The organism is Rhizobium sp. 3T7, from assembly GCF_020166565.1.
Taxonomy (GTDB): domain Bacteria; phylum Pseudomonadota; class Alphaproteobacteria; order Rhizobiales; family Rhizobiaceae; genus Rhizobium.
Genome location: NZ_JAIQXS010000018.1, coordinates 63,852 through 78,311, shown reverse-complemented (window position 1 = coordinate 78,311; position 14,460 = coordinate 63,852). Strand labels below are relative to the sequence as shown.

Sequence of the window (14,460 nt, the reverse complement as noted above, 5' to 3'; positions counted from 1 at the left end):
GACTTACTCACCCATTCCCAGAATCTTGCCGACAGTGAAGATGTCCTTGTCGCCGCGGCCGGAGAGGTTCATCAGGATGATCTCGTCCTTGCCCATCTTCGGGGCGCGCTTGATGACTTCGGCCAGAGCGTGCGACGGCTCTAGCGCCGGAATGATGCCTTCAAGGCGTGTGAGCGTCTGGAAGGCTTCAAGCGCCTCCTGGTCCATGATGGGCACGTATTCGACGCGGCCGATGTCGTTCAGGTAGGAATGCTCAGGCCCAATGCCGGGGTAGTCGAGACCCGCGGAAATCGAATGGCCTTCCTTGATCTGGCCGTCGCCATCTTGCAGCAGGTAGGTGCGGTTGCCGTGCAGGACGCCCGGCGAACCTGCGGTGATCGAGGCACAGTGCTCGTCGCCATTGAGGCCCTTGCCGCCGGCTTCCACGCCGACCATCTTGACGCCCTCGTCATCGAGGAACGGATGGAAAATGCCGATCGCATTCGAACCGCCGCCGACGGCAGCGATGACGAGATCCGGCAGACGGCCTTCGGCTTCCAAGATTTGTTCACGGGCTTCGGTGCCGATGACGGCCTGAAAGTCGCGGACCATTTCCGGATAGGGATGCGGGCCGGCAGCCGTGCCGATCAAGTAGTAAGTGTCGTTGACGTTTGTGACCCAGTCGCGCAGCGCCTCGTTCATGGCGTCCTTGAGCGTGCCGTGGCCGGCAGTCACGGGCTTCACTTCGGCACCGAGCAGTTTCATGCGGAACACGTTCGGCGCCTGGCGCTCGACATCGGTCGCGCCCATGTAAACGACGCAGGGGAGACCAAAGCGGGCGGCGACGGTCGCAGATGCAACGCCATGCTGGCCGGCGCCGGTTTCAGCGATGATACGGGTCTTGCCCATGCGCTTGGCAAGCAGGATCTGGCCGATGCAGTTGTTGATCTTGTGCGAACCGGTGTGGTTCAGCTCCTCGCGCTTGAAGTAGATCTTCGCGCCACCGAGTTCAGCCGTCAGGCGCTCGGCGAAATAGAGGGGGCTCGGTCGGCCGATATAGTGAGCGCCGAGATGCTTCAATTCAGCCTGAAATTCCGGATCGTTCTTCGCCCTGTTCCACTCGTCCTGCAGGTCGAGGATCAAAGGCATCAGCGTCTCGGCGACGAAACGGCCGCCGTAGATACCGAAACGGCCGTCTTCATCAGGGCCGGAGCGGAAGGAATTCGGTTTTGGCGTCTGGTTCACTCTCAACTCCCTGAGGCCGTTTCGGGTTGATTGGCCCTCTCGACCGCATCGAAAAACTCATCGATCATTGCGACGTTCTTGACGCCGGGTGCGCTTTCGACACCGGAGGACACGTCGATCCCCGGCGCCTTCGTAATTGCAAGCGCCTCGGCAATGTTACCTTTGTTCAAGCCACCGGAAAGCATGTAATCCACATTGTCGTCAAGCCGAGTGAGTAGGCTCCAATCGAAGGAAACCCCGTTGCCGCCGGGCAAATCCGATCCTTTCGGCGGCTTCGCATCGAAGAGGAAGCGATCGGCAATGCCGATATAGGCCTCGACCCGCTTCAGATCATCGGCCGTCCGCACAGAAAACGCCTTCATGACGGGTAGCCCGTAGACCGCCTTTATGGTCAAAACGCGCTCGGGGCTTTCGTCGCCATGCAGTTGCAGGATATCGGGTCTAAGGAGCGCTACGATTTCATCGAGATCGTCGTTGCTTGGATTGACGACGACAGCAACAATCTTGGCCTTGCCGCGGGCAGGCTCCGCAAGCTTGCCGGCAATGTCGGGCTCCACGTAGCGAGGGCTCTTCTCAAAGAAGATGAAGCCGATATGCGTGGCACCCCGCGCGAGGGCGCGATCGATTGTTTCAGCCGTCTTCAGCCCGCAGATTTTGATATCCGGTTTCATGGCAGCGAAGTGACACGAAATGCGCTTGGAGTCGAGCCAAATCGCGACAAAAGCTGAATTTTAGAAGCCTTGCGTCACTCGAAATCGATGGCATGAAGCTGGCTGCCATGGCGCTTCAACCAGGCCTTCGCCTCTTCCATGTGCGGGCAGAGCTTTAGACAGAGCGCCCAGAAGCGCGGTCCATGATTCATCTCCTTGAGATGCGCGACTTCATGGGCCGCCAGGTAGTCGACGACGGACGGCGGCGCCATGATGATACGCCAGGAAAAGCTCAGGTTTCCCTCCGACGAGCAGGAACCCCATCGACTGCGGGTGTCCTTCACGGCGATCGACCTGATCGGCGCATTGATCGAGCGGGCATGCAGTGTTGCCAGCCTCTCGAGATCGGCCCGCGCTTCCTTCTTCAGGAACGTGGCAATCCGGCGGCCGAGATGCTCAGGCATGCCGCTGACCTTCAACACCGGCTTGCCATCAACAACGATCGCTTCCGTCAGGCCGCGAAGGCTGCCGGTGTGGTGAATGCGATGAGATGCGCCACGAACTAGAATGGTGCCACCGTCCCGCAGGCCACAGTCGCTCGAGAATTTGGCAAGTTTGGTGAGTAGCCAGCCCTGATGGCGGTCGAGGAAGGCGTTCACTTCACGTTGCGCCAACCCGCTCGGGATCGTCATCTTCAGGGCTCGTCCGCCTGGCTCGATGCGCAAGGTGATGCGGGTTGCCTGCTCATGCTGCTTGATTGTCAGCGGCATCCGGCGGCCGGCCACTTCAAGCGTTCGCGTCTCGGGCGGAGCGGGTTTTCGAACGCTACGGCGTGGCTTTGCGAGGAACGGGAACATGGGCATTTTTTTACATGATTCGCTGGAATTGCGGGCAAAGAAAAGCCGGCATCGAGGATGCCGGTTCAAAGTTTCAGTGCTGAACAGTCCTGGGGATCACGGAGTCTGGTATTCTGCTACCGGACCGTTGTCGTCGCGCTTGGCGTTCTTGCGATCGCGCATGAAGCGGTCGAACTCTTCCTGATCCTTAGCGCGGCGCAGTTCGCGCACGTAGGAATCGAATTCCTCGCGCATTTCATCAAGCTTGCGACGCTCTTCTTCCAGCCGGTCGAGCTCGGCCTTCCGCCAATCGTCGAAGGCGACATTGCCCGTCGAGAAATGAGGGCGATAACGGCCATGCGAACGTCGGCAGCCGGCGAAGAATCCATCGGCGGTGCTGTTTGCATCACGCTTGAAACCGCGCAAACGCTCCCCAAAGATGATATAGGCGAGCATGGCGAGACCCAAAGGCCAGAAAACCACGAAGCCGAGGATCATCAGGGCAATGGTAGCCGGAGTCCAATCCGGCCGAAGCAATGCTGACTGGTTCATCGTGCGGTGTCCTCGCATTTTCCGCGCCCGGCGAGATGCCGAACGCTGGAATCGATGTGGTTACACCCCCAGCCAGCTTCAAGGCAGTCCGCGCTCAAATCGGACAACACTTTGAAATGAAATCACTAATTCAGATGCGCCTAAATCAGCCGGACTTTCCGCCCTTGATAACCCTCTTTACCACAGGCTTTCCCGTCCGTGCATGTTCCTTCACGAAGTTGACGATGCGCGGCGCGATTTCGCGGCGGAAGCGCGATCCGTTGAAGACGCCATAGTGGCCGACATCAGGCTGCAGGTAGTGCATGCGCATGTTCTCGGGAATGTTGACGCAGATCGTCTGGGCGGCCTTCGTCTGGCCGACGCCGGAAATATCATCGTTTTCCCCTTCCACGGTGAGGAGCGCCACATTGCGGATCGCGGCCGGATCGACAAGTTTGCCGCGGTGGAGCAGCTCGCCCTTCGGCAACGCATGTTTTTTGAACACCTGGTCAACCGTCTGAAGGTAGAACTCCGCCGTCAAGTCCATGACAGCGAGATATTCGTCATAAAAGTCGCGGTGCTTCTCGGCCGGCTCGCCGTCGTTCTTCACGAGATGCATGAAGAACTCCTTGTGGGCGATCACGTGCCGATCGAGGTTCATCGACATGAAGCCGGACAGCTGCAGGAATCCCGGATAGACGGGGCGCATGAAACCCGGTTGCGGCCATGGCACGTTCATAATCACATTGTCGGCAAACCACTCCAGCGGCCGTTCCTTGGCAAGCTGGTTGACGGCTGTCGGGTTGATGCGCGTGTCGATCGGTCCACCCATCAATGTCATCGAGGAAGGCGAAAATGGATCGTTTTCCGCCTCCATCACCGCAGCTGCAGCCAACACAGGCACCGAGGGCTGACAGACGGCAATCACGTGGGTATCCGGGCCGAGGAAGCGGAGCATTTCGATGACGTAGTCGACGTAGTCATCGAAATCGAAGGTGCCTTCCGTCATGGGCACCATTCGCGCATCGATCCAGTCCGTGATGTAGATGTCGGCGCTAGGCAGCAACGCCTCGACCGTGCCGCGCAGCAGCGTCGCATAGTGGCCGGACATCGGCGCAACGATGAGAATGCGCGGATCGGTCGTATGAACGCTTGGAACGTTGCGTGCGAAATGAAGCAGATTGCAGAAAGCCCGCGACCATACGACCTCTTCCCGCACGGCAACCTTTCGGTCGCCAATGACGGTGTCATTCAGATCAAACGACGGCTTGCCGTAACGGCGGGTCGTGCGCTCGAACATTTCGAGACTTGCCGCCATCGTACGCCCCCAGGGCGTCTGGGAAATAGGATTGAGCGGATTGGCATAGACCATGCGCATAATATCGGCAAAAGCACGATAGGGCGCCAATGCGGCATGGTTCAATTCGTAAAGCTGGTAAAACATGAGATGCGCCACCTTTCTCTAATCTGGAAGACGACGCCGCTTGAAAAGGCATCGGATTCATTCCAACGACGTGCTGGCACCTCAACGCAGATTAACAGGTTTTTGTTGCGCAGCAACATTGCTATCCGCACCGCAAAAAGAAATGCCGGGAAAATCACCCCCGGCATGATGGTGCGCTCGAATGCTTAACGATCCCGAAATCGGGCTCAGCGATCGGCCAGGAAGGTCTGCTTTTGCGTGCCCAAGCCTTCGATACCGAGCTCCACCACATCGCCAGCCTTGAGGAAACGCGGCGGCTTCATGCCCATGCCGACACCCGGAGGCGTACCGGTGGAAATTACGTCGCCCGGATGCAGTGACATGAACTGGCTGAGGTAAGACACCACAAAGGCGACACCATAAACCATCGTTTTCGACGAGCCGTTCTGCATGGTTTCGCCATTAACTTTCAGCCACATGCCGAGATTTTGGGGGTCGGCAATCTCGTCCTTGGTCACGAGCCAGGGGCCGATCGGACCGAATGTGTCGCAAGACTTGCCCTTGGTCCACTGGCCCGCACGCTCCGTCTGGAAGGCACGCTCCGAGACGTCGTGGGAAACGCAGTAGCCGGCAACATAATCAAGCGCATCGGCTTCGTTAACATACTTCGCCGTCTTGCCGATGACGACGCCGAGTTCCACTTCCCAATCGGTCTTTTCCGAGCCGCGAGGGATCAAGACATTGTCGTTCGGCCCAACGATTGCCGATGTTGCCTTCATGAATATGACAGGCTCCGGCGGGACCGTAGCCCCGGTTTCAGCAGCATGGTCGGAGAAATTTAGCCCGATGCAGATAAACTTTCCGGTACCGGCAACGCAGGCACCAATGCGGCCAGGCAGGAGTTCCGGCAGGCTTTTCGGGTCCAGCGCCTGGAGCTTCGACAGGCCTTCAGGAGAAATCGCATCGCCGCCAATGTCCGAAACGTGGCCTGAAAGATCGCGGATCTTGCCATCGGAATCAAGCATGGCTGGCTTCTCCCGGCCAACTTCTCCAACACGCATAAGCTTCATAACATTTCCTCCTCAGCAAGATCGAAGTGTTGATCACCTATGAACGAGATATTCACCGGTGTCATTATGGCTTTTTGCCGAAGCGGTACGCCGCTTCAGAAAATTTCTGCCAGATCAGGCCCCGCCGGCACGATCCTCGTCGGGTTGAGGCTTTCGATTGAGTAATAGCCGCGCTTGATATGGTCGAAATTGACCGTTTCGACGACACCCGGCCAGTCGAGCATCCGCCGGCAGAAGCGGCCAAGATTGGCGTAGTCGGAAAGACGCCTCAGATTGCATTTGAACAAGCCGTGATAGGCGGTGTCGAAACGCACCAGCGTCACAAAAATGCGAATGTCGCTTTCGGTTGGGTGGTCAGCAAACAGGAACGGCCGATCGCCAAGCTCTTTCTCCACCCAGTCGAGGCACTCGAACACGCCGGCAAACGCTTCTTCATAGGCGAGCTGCGTGGTGGCAAAGCCTGCACGGTAGACGCCGTTGTTGAGCCTCGAATAGATCCGCTCGTTGAAAGCATCGATCTCAGGACGGCGAGCCGCGGGATAGAGATCGATCGGATTGCGAGCAAGATCGCCGAAACCGTCATTCATCATCCGCAGGATGTCAGCTGACTCGTTGTTGACGATCGTCTGCAATTGCTTGTCCCAGAGCACCGGCACTGTCGCGCGGCCGGTAAAGTCGGGCGCAGCGCTGGTATAGATCTCGTGTATATACCTTGCGCCCTGGATATGATCCTGCGTGGCGCCGGGATAGGCGCCAAAGCGCCAGCCCTGCTTCGTCAACGCCGGTTCAACGATGGAAACCGAGATGGCCGACTCCAGCCCTTTAAGCTTTCGGCCGATCAGCGTCCGTGACGCCCACGGGCAGATGTAGGCCACGTAAAGATGGTAGCGACCAGCTTCCGCCTTGAACCCAGCTTTCCCCGTCGGGCCTGCAGCACCATCCCGCGTTACCCAATTGCGGAAGCTGGACGTCTGGCGAACAAAGCCGCCCTTCTCGTCCTTCGCCTGTACCGGCTGCCAATCTTCCGTCCACTTACCGTTTACGAGCAAGACGCTTTCCTCTGGTTGCTGATTTTGGCCAAACTTAGCGTGCCCTTACGCGCGTGGGAGGCCACTATTGTTGAAACAGACTGTCACCGTCTGCGGAGCAAAGCTCGCTTGCCAAGTCGATTGGATGGGGCCTAAGACAGGGCGGATGGAGCTTGATATGCCTGTTTCAACATCTACAGTCGCCACCGCACACGCCAGCAAGTACCTTCAGCAACTATGTAAGCACTGGAGCCACAAGTTCGCCGTGGAGTTCACGGCGGAACATGGCCGCGTGCCCTTCAGCGACACGGCGGAGGTGACGTTTGCGGCTGATGCCAATGCACTTCAGGTGACGCTATCGGTCGCCGAGCCGTCACAGCTTGAGCGATATGAAACTGTCGTCGCCGACCATTTGAAGCGATTTGCTTTCCGCGAAGAACTGCACATTACCTGGAATACCTGACAAACGCACTCGGAAGAGCCATGACAAAGAGCAATAATCGCGAATCCCAATGCCCGATCAATCCGTTGTTCCTGGAACGGTGGTCGCCGCGTGCCTTTACCGGCGAAGTGATCGATGAATCAGATCTCCTGACAATTCTGGACGCCGCGCATTGGGCACCGTCATCCGCCAACCAACAGCCCTGGCGCTTCATCTATGCGCTCAAGGGTTCCGAGGACTGGGACAAATTCGTCAATCTCCTCGTCGAATCCAATCAGGAATGGGCGAAGAACGCTTCGGCGCTGATCTACGTCGTCTCGAGGGGGTTCAGCGGAGATTTTTCCGAAGGACGGAAGAGCTACACGCACTCGTTCGACGCCGGAGCCGCGTGGGGCTATCTCGCCCTGCAGGCCCGGCTCTCAGGCTTCTACGCACACGGAATGGGCGGCATCAAACACGAGCAAATCCAGGAAACCTTTGCTATTCCCGAAGGCTATCGGGTCGAAGCAGGCGTGGCGGTGGGACGTCTTGCCGACAAGAGTGTGCTTTCGGAGCGTAACCAAGAGCGGGAAGTTCCGAGCCAGCGCAAGCCCCTTTCGGATATCGCCTTCCGAGGCAAGTTCATCGCGAACTAGTATTCAAACAAAAGCCCCGCGCTTCGGCGCGGGACTTTGGATGTAACGTGCAGGGGAAACGAGTTCCGCTTAGATGTCGAGGTTTGCAACGCTCAGCGCATTGTCCTGGATGAATTCCCGGCGAGGCTCGACTTCGTCACCCATAAGGCGCGCGAACAGGCCATCGGCATCAGTCGCGTCGGCGACCTTGACCTGCAGCAGCGACCGAACGTTCGGATCGAGCGTCGTTTCCCAGAGCTGTTCGGCATTCATTTCGCCGAGACCCTTGTAACGCTGCATCGTCAGACCCTTGCGGCCGCTTGCAAAAATCGCATCCAGCAGCGCCCGTGGGCCGGAAATTTCCAGCTCACCGTCGCGTCGAGAGAGTGACGGCGGTGTTTGGTAGATCTCCTTCAGTCGAACCGACAGCTGATCGAGAAGCCGCGCGTCCTGCGAACCGATCAACGCCATGTCGAGCACGACGACTTCCTTCACGCCGCGCACCATGCGCTCAAGCTTGAGCCCGCCTTCGCTCGTCAGGCCGCCTTCCCAACCCCGCTCGGTTTCTTCAGCAATCAGATCAAGGCGCCGGGCAACCTCACCGGCGAGCTGTTCTGCCCTTGAGCGGTCGCTGACAGCTTCCGCATTGAGAGCGCCGGCAATCGCTGCCTGTTCGACGGCAGCGCGATTGTAGCGCGAGTGCAGATTGTCGAGCAGCGCACGGAGGCGCAATGCATCACCGATCACTTCTCCAAGGTCCTGGCCGGTCCGCACTTCGCCGCTGCCGAGCTTCAAGGCAGCATCGTCCAGGCCTTGGCCGATCAGATAGTCCTCGAGCGCCTTTTCGTTCTTCACGTACTGGATCGATTTGCCGCGCGAGACCTTATAGAGCGGCGGCTGGGCGATATAGAGATGACCACGCTCGATCAATTCCGGCATCTGGCGGAAGAAGAAGGTCAACAACAGCGTTCGAATGTGGGCGCCGTCGACGTCAGCGTCCGTCATGATGATGATCTTGTGGTAGCGCAGCTTTTCAGCGTTGAACTCGTCCTTGCCGATGCCGGTGCCAAGGGCGGTAATCAGCGTGCCGATTTCCTGGCTTGAAAGCATCTTGTCGAAGCGAGCGCGCTCGACGTTGAGGATCTTGCCGCGCAGGGGCAGGATCGCCTGGTTTTCACGCGAACGGCCCTGCTTGGCCGAACCACCTGCCGAATCGCCCTCGACAAGGAAGACTTCAGACTTGGATGGATCGCGCTCTGAGCAATCGGCGAGCTTGCCGGGCAGAGAAGCAATGTCGAGAGCGCCTTTGCGGCGGGTCAGTTCACGCGCCTTGCGGGCAGCTTCGCGCGCCGCGGCAGCTTCGACCACCTTGCCGACCAAAACCTTGGCTTCCGTCGGGTGCTCTTCCAACCAAGTGCTTAGCGCTTCGCTGACGAGGTTCTCGACAACGGGGCGAACTTCCGAAGAAACCAGCTTGTCCTTGGTCTGCGACGAAAACTTGGGGTCCGGTACCTTGACGGAAAGAACGGCCGTTAGGCCCTCGCGGCAATCGTCACCGGTCAGCGTCACCTTTTCCTTCTTTGTGATGCCCGACGTATCGGCATAGGAGGTGATCTGGCGCGTCAGCGCAGCGCGGAAGCCTGCCATATGCGTACCGCCATCGCGCTGCGGAATGTTGTTGGTGAAGCAAAGGACGTTCTCGTGGTAGCTGTCGTTCCACCACATCGCGACTTCGACGGTAATCCCATCCTTCTCGCCTCGGATTGCCACCGGCTTGTCGACGAGCGGTTTCTTGGCGCGGTCGAGATAGGAGACGAAGGCTTCCAGGCCACCGTCATAGATCATCTCTTCCTGCTTGATATCCGAATGACGCTTGTCGCTCAGGAGGATGCGGACGCCCGAGTTCAGGAACGCGAGCTCGCGCAGACGATGTTCCAGCGTGCCGTAGTCGAATTCGGTCATCGTGAAGGTTTCGGAACTCGGCATGAAGCTGACTTCCGTGCCAGTCTCATCGCGAGCGTCGCCGGTCACTTTCAGCGGCGCATCGGCTACGCCATGGGTGAAGCTCATCTCATGGATCTTGCCTTGACGGCGGATCTTCAGCCTCAGCCAGACGGAGAGCGCATTGACAACGGAAACGCCAACGCCGTGAAGACCACCGGAAACCTTGTAGGAATTCTGATCGAACTTACCCCCGGCATGAAGCTGCGTCATGATGACTTCAGCCGCCGACACGCCCTCGCCGGTATGAATGTCCGTCGGGATGCCGCGGCCGTTGTCGGTGACGGTGACCGAACCATCAGGATTGAGCGTTACGGTCACGATATCGGCGTGGCCTGCGAGCGCTTCGTCGATCGCGTTGTCGACGACTTCGTAGACCATGTGATGAAGACCCGAGCCATCATCGGTATCACCGATATACATACCCGGGCGCTTGCGCACTGCATCAAGGCCCTTCAGAACCTTGATTGAGTCTGCGCCATATTCGGTGCTAACGCCGTTTTCCGTCGTGGGTATATCGGTCATACTTTTCGAGAATTTCCCTGTTGTCGGGGCTGAGGCGAGACTTGCGAATCACCTGCCTTTTACATGCCAGAATATAGGGTTTTTGATCACAGTTCCCAATGCCGGCGCGCTCAAACTGGCCATAAATCAGGGGATTATGACCGTTTTCCGTCCGCTTTTCTGCCGCTTTTAAGAATGTTCGTCAGTTCGCCGAGCGTCGCACGATCAAGATCCCGAATGCGACCCGCCAGAAGGTTCGCAAATGCAGTGTGTTCGGCCGATAGACCCGACGTATCGACAACTACCCGGGGGTCGGAAGAACGGGCCAAAAGGAAGAGTTCCTCTGCCTCGTCCCAGATGATGTTAAAGTAACCGGCGATCCGCTGGAGCAGATCGAAGGTTGGTAAGCCGCGCCGCCCATGTTCGAGGGCCGACAGGTAGGCCGGAGAAACATTGAGAGCCGCAGCCATCTCTTTCTGGGAGACGCCCTTGCGCTCGCGCAGCTTGCGAACCGCCTCGCCGAACGGCGTCATGCTCTCTCTCCATGGCGACGCGACAGCCTGATGTAAAGAGCGCCCTCGCCCCCGTGATGCTGGGCCGCCGTTTCATAGGAAGAGATAAAATACCGAAACTCGGGCTTCGAGAACCACATCGGGACGGCGCGCTTCAGAGCGCCTTCGCTGCCAAGCGAACTGCCCTTGCCGGTTATCACGAGGACATACCTCATTCCCCGTTCATGGGCTCGCATCAGAAACTCGAGAAGCAGTATGTGGGCTTCACTCTGGACCAGCCCATGCAGGTCGATACGGGCCTCCAGCGGCAATTGGCCCTTGGCGATCTTGCGTTTGACGGGTCTTTCAAGCGGGTGGTGAACACCGGATCGCGATTTGGGAGCCGCAGGTGTAGCCGCCCTGCCCACACCTGCGGACGTCTGTTTCGCGCTTGCTGCCGTTTCCTTTTCGACTTCAGCCTCTGCCAGAAACGCATCGAGTTCGGCCAACTCATCCTTTTTGCCAGGCATTGGCCGTGTGCTCCGCGCCACCTTACCCCAAAGTATCCTTTCATCGGCATTGAGTTTCCGGTCTCGTGCCATCAGGCGAACCTCGCCGCAGCCGCGTTGGGGAGCAGGATAGCGAAGTCGGCGTCATGGCGTACTGTTCCGGCAAGCTCTCCCGCCCGATCGCCGGATCCGGTAAAGATATCACCCCTCGCCGGACCGACGATCGCAGAGCCGGTATCGAGAGCTAGCATTAGCCGCGCGAACGGCTTGCCATCATCGAGATGGACAAGATTTTCCGAGCGAACGAAAAACGGAAAGCCGAAAGTATGAATGAGCCGATCGACGGCGAGCGAACGTCCGGCGATCAACGGCACTTTTGCCGCGGCAACAGGGCCGGCGTTCAGGTCTGCTGTCGGAACCTCACGGAAAAAAATGTAGGAGCGATTGTGCCAAAGAACCTCATCGGCCTGGTGGGGGTGGGCGTCCAGCCATCGCCGAATGGCCTGCATCGAAATCTCCGATCGTTCGATTTCTCCACGCTCGATGAGTAACTTGCCGATCGCCGAGAAAGGGTGGCCCGCCTTCGCGGCATAGGTAATACGTCCAATGCTGCCATCAGGGTAGAGCAAGCGCGCGGCGCCTTGAACATGGACGAAGAAGACGTCGACCTTTGACTTTGCCCAAGCAATCTCCAGTCCCCTTCCTGCGAGGCATCCCTCATCGATCGCGCGCCGATCCGGATAGGCTTCAATCCGGCCGTCGCTCAGCTTGCCGAAGGCGTAGCTATCGGGCAAACACTTCGGACGATTGACCTCGTCAAGATCGATCAGATCATCGGGGCGGCGATAGAAGGGAAAGCGATATTCATCATTTGCTACGGCTGAAACCATAATCTCAGGCTCGTAGAAGGCGGTGACGAAACCCGGACTGCCATCCGTCGGGCGAATTCTGAACGGTCGACAGCGGGTCTGGAAAAAGGCCCGGGCATCGGCTGCCGATGAAATTTTCTCACTCTGGGCTGCCTCAAGCAACGGCAGGAGATCCTGCACCGCAAGCCCCAGTGAGCCAGTCCGATATGGCTTAATCTCATTGATCTGCCGCCGGCATGCCTCCATCGCTTCAAAAAGGCCGGAGGGATCATCATCCTTCCAGCCTTCCAGATCATCGAAGCCTATTGCTTGGAGGGCAAAGCCCGAGGCGTCTTCACTCATGCTTCCGATTCGGTGGCCACGAGTTTCCAGTTCGGATCGCGCGAGCGGGTATCGCGCGCAAACGTCCAGAGATCATTGATCTCAGCAACATTCTCTGCATCGCCGTCCATCAGCTTGTCAGCCTTGTCGTAAGTAGCCGAGATCAGCTGACTGACAATGCGAACCGTAATCTGAACTTCCGTGCCCTTGATCTCGGCGCTAGTGATCTCCGCCTTGTCGATACCGACAAAGGTCGATTTCACCTTCTCACCCTTGGATTCGCGATCAGCGATGGCAGCGTCGAAACCGTCATAGACTTCGCGCGACAATAGGTTCTTCAGCGCCTTGCGATCACCGTCGGCAAACGCCATCACGATCATCTCGTAGGCCATGCGGGCGCCGTTCACGAATTCCTTCGGATCGAACGAGGCGTCGGCCTTATTGATTTCGCGAAGCGATTCGTTGAGCGCCGTGCCGGCTGGGGCAAAGGCATCAATCGCCGCAAAGCGGTCGTCTTCTTCGGTCGATGCATCACGACGCGGCAGTGTTACCACTTTTCCGGCGTCCGGAGACTCAGGTCCCACAGCATCGCGCGGCGTATAGAGATCGCGCGGGGGTTTCTCATTTCCCGTACGGCGACCGAGGACGCTGCGCAGCTGCAGAAAAATCAGCACCGCCGCCACTAGAAAAAACAATGTGATGAAGTCGTTTGATCCCATATCCCGCCGCAGCCGCTGTTAACATCCCTGATTTGTACTCCCATATAGTCCGCCTATACAGATGATTCAAATAGGGTCGGCAACGCGACCCTCCAACGGAGTCCGGCTCACGCCGGAATATAACGATGCCCTTGAAGATCCTGCCTGGTTTTCTGCTGCTGCTTCCGCTCGCCGAGATTGCTGGTTTCGTTCTTGTCGGAAAGGCGATTGGACTTTGGCCGACGCTGGCGCTTGTCATTCTCAGCTTCATGCTCGGTATGGCCCTGCTCAGGCGCCAAGGCATTGGGATCCTCCGCCGTATGTCTGCCGAAGGGCGAAACGGCATGGTGCCCGGGCGTGAGCTGCTTCGCCCGGCAATGCTCGTGATTGCCTCTTTGTTGCTGATGATCCCCGGCTTCATCACCGACATCGTGGCATTGCTGATCTTCATTCCTGCTGTGCGCGATCTCGCCTGGCAATATGTTAGCCGCCGTTTCGTTGTCGTGGGGTCAACGAGTGGCTTCAACTCGTCAAGACGCACCAAGGACTCCAAGATCGTCGACCTTGACGACGAGGACTATCGACGCGAACCCAACGACAACTCTCCCTGGTCAGGGAAGCATCTTGGCAAGTGATGAACCGTCCCAGCCGGCCGACTGGCCCAGGGTTGTAACACCATGCCCGAAATGATAGAGCGGCACCATCCAATGCCCTCGAGGAAAAGCCAATGGCCGACGAAAATAGCAATAACGGTGCAACGAGCCCGAGCCTTACTATCCTTGCCCAATACACCAAGGATCTCTCCTTCGAAAATCCGGGTGCGCCGCGTTCGCTGCAGGCGCGTGACAAGGCTCCGGCCATCAACATCAATGTCAACGTCAACGCCAATCCGCTCTCCGATACGGATTTCGACGTCGTTCTGTCTCTGAATGCCGAAGCCAAGGATGGCGATAAGACGGTATTCCACACCGAACTCGTCTATGGCGGCGTCTTCCGGATTGCCGGTTTCCCGCAGGAGCACATGCTACCGGTTCTCTTCATCGAGTGCCCGCGCATGCTCTTCCCGTTCGCACGTCAGATCATTGCCGATGTCACGCGCAATGGTGGCTTCCCGCCACTGATGATCGATCCAATCGATTTCTCTCAGATGTTTGCGCAGCGGGTTGCCGAAGAGCAGGCGCGTGCCAAAGTCCAGGCGACCACGAACTGACAGCGCGCGTACAACACGCTGGAACGAAACGAGATGCCC

At 58.2% G+C, this 14,460-nt stretch carries 16 protein-coding genes; 4 read left to right on the top strand and 12 right to left on the bottom strand.

The window, feature by feature from the left end:
* Positions 1–3: 3 nt before the first annotated feature.
* The 7 genes from trpB to K9B32_RS21900 form a co-directional block, all read right to left on the bottom strand.
* Positions 4–1,224, bottom strand: a complete 1,221-nt coding sequence (trpB, locus tag K9B32_RS21930; protein ID WP_224565958.1) for a tryptophan synthase subunit beta — start codon at positions 1,222–1,224, stop codon at positions 4–6.
* 2 nt (positions 1,225–1,226) lie between these two features.
* Positions 1,227–1,895, bottom strand: coding sequence for a phosphoribosylanthranilate isomerase (locus tag K9B32_RS21925; RefSeq protein ID WP_224565956.1), 669 nt, complete (start codon positions 1,893–1,895; stop codon positions 1,227–1,229).
* Between the two features lie 74 nt (positions 1,896–1,969).
* The gene (locus tag K9B32_RS21920; RefSeq protein ID WP_224565954.1) at positions 1,970–2,731 is read right to left on the bottom strand and encodes a M48 family metallopeptidase; all 762 of its coding nucleotides are present in this window, start codon (positions 2,729–2,731) and stop codon (positions 1,970–1,972) included.
* Positions 2,732–2,827: 96 nt separating this feature from the next.
* Positions 2,828–3,262: a DUF2852 domain-containing protein gene (locus K9B32_RS21915; protein ID WP_007798075.1), complete on the bottom strand. Its 435-nt coding sequence runs from the start codon at positions 3,260–3,262 to the stop codon at positions 2,828–2,830.
* 145 nt (positions 3,263–3,407) lie between these two features.
* Entirely contained in the window at positions 3,408–4,685 is a 1,278-nt protein-coding gene (locus K9B32_RS21910; RefSeq protein ID WP_224565952.1) for a polyhydroxyalkanoate depolymerase, read from the bottom strand.
* Positions 4,686–4,891: 206 nt separating this feature from the next.
* Positions 4,892–5,734, bottom strand: coding sequence for a fumarylacetoacetate hydrolase family protein (locus tag K9B32_RS21905; RefSeq protein WP_224565950.1), 843 nt, complete (start codon positions 5,732–5,734; stop codon positions 4,892–4,894).
* A 95-nt stretch (positions 5,735–5,829) separates the two neighbouring features.
* Positions 5,830–6,783, bottom strand: coding sequence for a glutathione S-transferase family protein (locus tag K9B32_RS21900; protein ID WP_224565948.1), 954 nt, complete (start codon positions 6,781–6,783; stop codon positions 5,830–5,832).
* 145 nt (positions 6,784–6,928) lie between these two features.
* Between K9B32_RS21900 and K9B32_RS21895 the strand changes: the two genes are divergently transcribed.
* Together K9B32_RS21895 and K9B32_RS21890 are read left to right on the top strand one after the other, a co-directional pair.
* Positions 6,929–7,225 (top strand): DUF2218 domain-containing protein, encoded by a 297-nt coding sequence (locus K9B32_RS21895; RefSeq protein ID WP_411969735.1) that lies wholly within the window; start codon positions 6,929–6,931, stop codon positions 7,223–7,225.
* A 20-nt stretch (positions 7,226–7,245) separates the two neighbouring features.
* Complete coding sequence (locus K9B32_RS21890; RefSeq protein WP_007798094.1) at positions 7,246–7,839, top strand: nitroreductase family protein; 594 nt, start codon at positions 7,246–7,248, stop codon at positions 7,837–7,839.
* A gap of 69 nt (positions 7,840–7,908) precedes the next feature.
* Here the strand turns inward: K9B32_RS21890 and gyrB are convergent, their stop codons facing one another.
* The 5 genes from gyrB to K9B32_RS21865 all read right to left on the bottom strand — a co-directional run bounded on the left by gyrB (position 7,909) and on the right by K9B32_RS21865 (position 13,232).
* Complete coding sequence (gene gyrB / locus K9B32_RS21885) at positions 7,909–10,344, bottom strand: DNA topoisomerase (ATP-hydrolyzing) subunit B (protein ID WP_224565946.1); 2,436 nt, start codon at positions 10,342–10,344, stop codon at positions 7,909–7,911.
* Between the two features lie 134 nt (positions 10,345–10,478).
* A complete protein-coding gene (locus K9B32_RS21880; protein WP_007798101.1) occupies positions 10,479–10,856 on the bottom strand; it encodes a helix-turn-helix domain-containing protein in 378 nt (125 codons plus the stop codon).
* On the bottom strand, positions 10,853–11,416 hold the full coding sequence (locus K9B32_RS21875; RefSeq protein ID WP_224565944.1) for a Smr/MutS family protein: 564 nt from the start codon (positions 11,414–11,416) through the stop codon (positions 10,853–10,855). Before K9B32_RS21875 ends, K9B32_RS21880 begins: the two co-directional genes overlap by 4 nt.
* A complete protein-coding gene (locus tag K9B32_RS21870; protein WP_224565942.1) occupies positions 11,416–12,534 on the bottom strand; it encodes a murein transglycosylase A in 1,119 nt (372 codons plus the stop codon). The genes K9B32_RS21875 and K9B32_RS21870 overlap by 1 nt, the downstream gene beginning before the upstream one ends.
* On the bottom strand, positions 12,531–13,232 hold the full coding sequence (locus K9B32_RS21865; RefSeq protein ID WP_224565940.1) for a Tim44/TimA family putative adaptor protein: 702 nt from the start codon (positions 13,230–13,232) through the stop codon (positions 12,531–12,533). The genes K9B32_RS21870 and K9B32_RS21865 overlap by 4 nt, the downstream gene beginning before the upstream one ends.
* A 125-nt stretch (positions 13,233–13,357) precedes the next feature.
* On the opposite strand from K9B32_RS21865, the gene K9B32_RS21860 reads away from it, so the two are divergent.
* Entirely contained in the window at positions 13,358–13,846 is a 489-nt protein-coding gene (locus tag K9B32_RS21860; protein WP_007798113.1) for an FxsA family protein, read from the top strand.
* Between the two features lie 92 nt (positions 13,847–13,938).
* Positions 13,939–14,421 carry a protein-export chaperone SecB gene (secB, locus tag K9B32_RS21855; protein ID WP_016556856.1) on the top strand — a complete coding sequence of 161 codons (483 nt, stop codon included), beginning with the start codon at positions 13,939–13,941 and terminating at the stop codon, positions 14,419–14,421.
* Positions 14,422–14,460 lie beyond the last annotated feature (39 nt).

Bases quoted from the DNA above. Each gene is read 5' to 3' on its own strand.
- K9B32_RS21870 (WP_224565942.1), bottom strand. From the start codon at position 12,534: ATGAGTGAAGACGCCTCGGGCTTTGCCCTCCAAGCAATAGGCTTCGAT.
- K9B32_RS21890 (WP_007798094.1), top strand. From the start codon at position 7,246: ATGACAAAGAGCAATAATCGCGAATCCCAATGCCCGATCAATCCGTTG.
- secB (WP_016556856.1), top strand. From the start codon at position 13,939: ATGGCCGACGAAAATAGCAATAACGGTGCAACGAGCCCGAGCCTTACT.
- K9B32_RS21865 (WP_224565940.1), bottom strand. From the start codon at position 13,232: ATGGGATCAAACGACTTCATCACATTGTTTTTTCTAGTGGCGGCGGTG.
- K9B32_RS21915 (WP_007798075.1), bottom strand. From the start codon at position 3,262: ATGAACCAGTCAGCATTGCTTCGGCCGGATTGGACTCCGGCTACCATT.
- K9B32_RS21925 (WP_224565956.1), bottom strand. From the start codon at position 1,895: ATGAAACCGGATATCAAAATCTGCGGGCTGAAGACGGCTGAAACAATC.
- K9B32_RS21895 (WP_411969735.1), top strand. From the start codon at position 6,929: ATGGAGCTTGATATGCCTGTTTCAACATCTACAGTCGCCACCGCACAC.
- K9B32_RS21875 (WP_224565944.1), bottom strand. From the start codon at position 11,416: ATGGCACGAGACCGGAAACTCAATGCCGATGAAAGGATACTTTGGGGT.
- K9B32_RS21910 (WP_224565952.1), bottom strand. From the start codon at position 4,685: ATGTTTTACCAGCTTTACGAATTGAACCATGCCGCATTGGCGCCCTAT.
- K9B32_RS21860 (WP_007798113.1), top strand. From the start codon at position 13,358: ATGCCCTTGAAGATCCTGCCTGGTTTTCTGCTGCTGCTTCCGCTCGCC.
- gyrB (WP_224565946.1), bottom strand. From the start codon at position 10,344: ATGACCGATATACCCACGACGGAAAACGGCGTTAGCACCGAATATGGC.
- K9B32_RS21920 (WP_224565954.1), bottom strand. From the start codon at position 2,731: ATGTTCCCGTTCCTCGCAAAGCCACGCCGTAGCGTTCGAAAACCCGCT.
- K9B32_RS21880 (WP_007798101.1), bottom strand. From the start codon at position 10,856: ATGACGCCGTTCGGCGAGGCGGTTCGCAAGCTGCGCGAGCGCAAGGGC.
- K9B32_RS21905 (WP_224565950.1), bottom strand. From the start codon at position 5,734: ATGAAGCTTATGCGTGTTGGAGAAGTTGGCCGGGAGAAGCCAGCCATG.